We start from the raw sequence: 2700 nt of genomic DNA, 5'->3' as shown, positions 1-2700 counted from the left end.
ATCTTCCGAAATACATTAAGTTCAGTGATTTTGCAAGTTACGACAGGAGCAATAAAGTATATGTAAATACGAATTATCTTTACAGAGCAGATGGCTCAAAGATCAGGAAAGTACATAATTATAAAGATCCTTCCTATGCTTATGCTTTGGGAACCAGAACCACCGATTACTTAGATGGGTTTCAATATGAGTATGACTGGACACCATTATCCGGAATACCTACGAATGATTTTCAGTTAAAATTTGTTCCAACTTCAGAAGGGTATTTTGATTTTGTAAAAAATAAGTATATTTACAACTACACAGATCATTTGGGAAATATCCGTTTAAGTTATTTCAACAGTGGAAGTGGCGCAGAAGTTCTTGAAGAAAATAACTATTATCCGTTTGGGATGAAGCATGAAGGATACAATACTTCTTTCAGTTTTGGAAGCAGTTACCAGTATAAATACAATGGCAAGGAATTACAGACGGAGTCTGGCATGTATGATTACGGTGCAAGATTTTATATGGCAGATATCGGAAGATGGGGCGTCGTGGATCCGCTCGCGGAAAAAATGAGACGTTGGTCGCCTTATACCTATGCATTTGATAATCCAATAAGGTTTATTGATCCGGATGGAAGACAACCTGAATGGATAGTTGGAAAGGATGGTAAAGCGGTGACGTATAAACAAAATAAAGATGGCTCATTAACATGGAGTAAAAATGCAACCGAAGATACCAAAAGAATAGGTAATCAAATGGCTAGAACAGAAACGGGATTAGGAAGACTTAATAAAATGAGAGATGTAAAATATGGGGTTGAATTAACTATTAATAAAACAGTAACAGATAATGAAAATTGGGGCGAAACTACTTATCCTAAAAAGCTACAAGTTCTAGACAGAAAAACAGGTGAAGTTGTTCCTCTTTATGCAAAAATGGAAATTTTTGAAGCTACAATAGCAAAATCAATGGAGGATTTAAAAGCAGCACCTGAAGGATCAAAATTTGGAGGCGAAAATGCTGATAATACCAATAATTTGTTTGAATTGTGGAAAACTGAGGGCATAGATACTGTAATTGGTGCTATTGGAGTTCATGAGGGTAATCATGGAACAGATAGAGAGAGCCTTAAATTAATGGGAGAGAATCTAATCAAAAAAACAACAAATGATTTAGAGGTGCGTCCTAATGCAGAAACAGCGAAACATATCGAAGAAATAAAAAAAATAAATAAAAAAAATGAAACTCCATAAGATATTATATTTAATTTTTTCTCTCATATCAGCAACTATTTCTGCTCAATACATTAATGATTCTAAAATTAAACCATATCAGCAAGAAGTTATAAATTTTTTAATTCATAAAAAAAATTTTTCAAGTAGTCATAATTTAGAGGACATCCCAAATATGATATATGTTGCTGAGTTACTTAAAACTTCAAACAAAATGCTTATTTGTGAAGTATCAACTACTTCACCTCATTCCTTAAAGTATTTTTCAATAGTAAAAGATGGGAAAATTTATTTATTTAACAGTGTTGATTTAAATGAGGATTTTAGTAGTATAGTTGATAAATTAAATGAATCGAAATTATCTAGTAATCAATTGTTTAAAATATTTTCTGAAATATCTTCAATATATAAATATAATAGGAATGTTAAAAATCAGAATTCTATAATTACCTCTGGTAAGTAAGAAACCCGCTCTCGCGGATTTGTAATCCGTGAGCAACAATAAATAACCCACCGCTTTGCGGTGGGTTTTGTGTTTTATAGTAAAGCAAAACTTACTTATAGGCTTTTCTTGCATTAAAATCTCTTATGGTAAGATCGAGAAACCTTGTTACCAAAGCTTTGTCTTCTTCGCTCATCTCCTGTATGGCTTCAAATTTTTTCAGAAGTTCAGAAAGCAGGGCGAAGTCGGGGTAACGGTACAGGAAAGATTTGAGTACGATTCTCAGAACAGGTTGGTAAAACATTACCATCAGGTAGACAATAATCCCGAAGAACTGCTTGCCGAAAACACCTACAACGATCTGTCTCAGCTTGTGAACAAGAAAGTAGGCTCTACATCGGGTTCTGCACCCCTGCAAAGCATCGATTACGATTACAACATCCGCGGATGGATGACGGAGATCAACAAAAACCAGATGGCGGCTACCGATCTTGGAGGAAAACTGTTTTCCTACAAGATAAAATATACCAGTCGCGAGGGGATCGAAAATCCGGATACAGCTCAGTTTTCAGGAAAGAATGTTGTCCCGAAATACAACGGGAATATTGCCGAAGTAGACTGGAGAGCCGTAGAATCTATTGGTGCAAATCCATCAACAACCCCGAAGAGATACGGGTATGCCTATGATAAAATTAACAGGTTAACGGCAGGGTTTTACCAGAATCCCCAAAACCCGAACAGTAAAGAGAATACGGAGTCTTTAGCGTATGATCTGAACGGAAATATCACCAGTCTGTACAGGACCTCGGTTCTGGAATATGGGAATACAACGCCGACCATGATTGATAACCTGCAATACATCTATGCTTCCGGCAATACCGGCAACAGGCTTACCAACATCAACGATTATGCACAGAATGCAACAGGATACGAAGGCGGCGGACAAACCATCGGATATGATGTGAACGGAAACATGATCAGTATGCCGGATAAGGGAATCAGTGTGATCAAATACAATCATTTAAACCTTCCCCATCA

The 2700-nt window shown here is 36.2% G+C and carries 3 protein-coding genes and 1 pseudogene; 3 read left to right on the top strand and 1 reads right to left on the bottom strand.

Going from position 1 to position 2700, the window contains the following annotated elements:
• The coding region (locus BW951_RS22140; protein ID WP_139326247.1) for an RHS repeat domain-containing protein at positions 1 to 1241 on the top strand (1241 nt) is incomplete at its 5' end.
• On the top strand, positions 1228 to 1683 hold the full coding sequence (locus BW951_RS22135; RefSeq protein WP_076396846.1) for a hypothetical protein: 456 nt from the start codon (positions 1228 to 1230) through the stop codon (positions 1681 to 1683). The genes BW951_RS22140 and BW951_RS22135, both read left to right, overlap by 14 nt.
• Positions 1684 to 1774: 91 nt before the next feature.
• On the opposite strand, the gene BW951_RS22945 is transcribed toward BW951_RS22135, so the two are convergent.
• The gene (locus BW951_RS22945; RefSeq protein WP_175608865.1) at positions 1775 to 1966 is read right to left on the bottom strand and encodes a hypothetical protein; all 192 of its coding nucleotides are present in this window, start codon (positions 1964 to 1966) and stop codon (positions 1775 to 1777) included.
• On the opposite strand from BW951_RS22945, the pseudogene BW951_RS22125 reads away from it, so the two are divergent.
• Positions 1955 to 2700, top strand: a pseudogene (locus tag BW951_RS22125) (RHS repeat-associated core domain-containing protein); the annotation flags it as partial. The gene BW951_RS22945 and the pseudogene BW951_RS22125 overlap by 12 nt on opposite strands.

This window comes from Chryseobacterium gambrini, from assembly GCF_900156825.1.
In the GTDB taxonomy this organism is placed as follows: domain Bacteria; phylum Bacteroidota; class Bacteroidia; order Flavobacteriales; family Weeksellaceae; genus Chryseobacterium; species Chryseobacterium gambrini.
This window is presented reverse-complemented; position numbering and strand designations above follow the sequence as displayed.